Raw genomic sequence first — 1,668 nt, 5'->3', positions numbered from 1 at the left:
TGCTCTAAATTATTGTTTAGCATATAACATACCCATAACTTCCGTGGGTGGCGGGAGTTAATATCGGGGAACTTCCGCCCCATAGTCGTTCTCTAAAAATAAAAAGGAGAATTGACTGTGAAACAAGATTTAATCAAAGATGTTGTTCAAGGAATGTTACCATACTTGAACAATGCGCAAAGCGAAAGGTTGCAAGAGGTGTTGCAATACACCCTTGCAAGGTATGAGGTAACGGAAAACAAGCAACAAGAGAATAACTCGGAGCAGAACTATGTGGAGCTGTTCCTATCGGCAAAGCGAATTGAGGGCTGTTCCGAGAAATCTCTTAAATACTACAAAGCAACTATCAAAATGATGATTGAGGCCGTCGGAAAAAGCATTAAGCACATTGAAACCGACGACATAAGGCGATACCTGACCGAGTATCAGGAAAAGAAAAAGTCAAGCAAGGTTACGATTGATAATATCAGGAGAATACTCTCCAGTTTCTTTTCTTGGCTTGAGGACGAGGACTACATTTTGAAAAGCCCTGTTAGGCGAATACACAAGGTCAAAACCGGTACTAACATCAAAGAAACATACTCCGATGAAGCGTTGGAGCTTATGAGAGATAACTGCACCGAAACGAGAGATTTGGCGATGATTGATATGTTAGCTTCAACGGGTATGCGTGTCGGTGAAATGGTGTTACTCAACAGAAATGATATTGATTTTAACGAGCGAGAATGTATCGTGTTCGGTAAGGGAAACAAAGAACGAGTGGTCTATTTTGACGCAAGGACAAAGATACATTTGCAAAATTACTTAAACAGCAGAACCGATGATAATCCGGCACTTTTTGTATCGCTGAAAGCACCGCACGAAAGACTGAAAATCGGCGGTATAGAAACAAGGCTCAGAGAATTCGGAAAGCACTTAGGACTGCACAAGGTACACCCGCACAAATTCAGGCGAACCCTTGCAACTATGGCAATAGACAAAGGAATGCCCATTGAGCAACTGCAACAGCTCTTGGGGCATAGAAAGATAGATACGACCTTGCAGTACGCAATGGTAAAGCAGAGCAATGTTAAGATTGCCCACCGAAAATACATTGGATAGAGAGGAAAAAACTATGGCTGAATGGATTAGCAAAACCCTTGGTGAACTTACATCTTTCATTTCTAAAGGGATACCCCCAAAATATGTTGATGAAGAAAATGAGAATACGATACGGGTTCTCAACCAAAAATGCAATAGGAATTTTGAAATATCCTATAATGAGTCAAGAATACATAATGCAGCAGTCAAAAAAGTACCCGAAAACAAATTGCTTCATAGTGGTGATGTTTTAATCAATTCTACTGGCACCGGTACAGCAGGTCGTGTTGCACAAATCTTTAATATTCCTATGCCAACAACAGTTGATGGTCATATGATATTGCTTAGACCGACAAAAGAAATCGATCCTCTTTACTACGGATATGTCATAAAAAGTTATCAAAAGAAAATAGAAAGTCTTGCCGAAGGTTCAACAGGACAAACAGAAATAAATCGACAGCGCTTGCAAGATGAAATATATATAACCTTTCCAAAAGACAGAGCATTACAAAAAGAAATAGGAACATTCTTATTTCAAATAGATGAGAAAATCAAAAACAATAGCGAGATAAACAATAATTTAGAGCA

General features: G+C 39.3%; 2 protein-coding genes. Both read left to right on the top strand.

Annotation, left to right across the window (positions count from 1 at the left end):
• Nucleotides 1–117: 117 nt before the first annotated feature.
• Nucleotides 118–1,101 carry a site-specific tyrosine recombinase/integron integrase gene (xerA, locus tag DXC23_RS12285; protein WP_117706837.1) on the top strand — a complete coding sequence of 328 codons (984 nt, stop codon included), beginning with the start codon at nucleotides 118–120 and terminating at the stop codon, nucleotides 1,099–1,101.
• A gap of 13 nt (nucleotides 1,102–1,114) precedes the next feature.
• A partial coding sequence (locus tag DXC23_RS12280; protein WP_117706835.1) for a restriction endonuclease subunit S occupies nucleotides 1,115–1,668 on the top strand: 554 nt, incomplete at its 3' end.

Source organism: Eubacterium sp. OM08-24 (assembly GCF_003438075.1).
Taxonomy (GTDB): domain Bacteria; phylum Bacillota; class Clostridia; order Oscillospirales; family Acutalibacteraceae; genus Ruminococcoides.
Note: the sequence above shows the minus strand (reverse complement) of the source record. Positions and strands in the feature narration are given on the sequence as shown.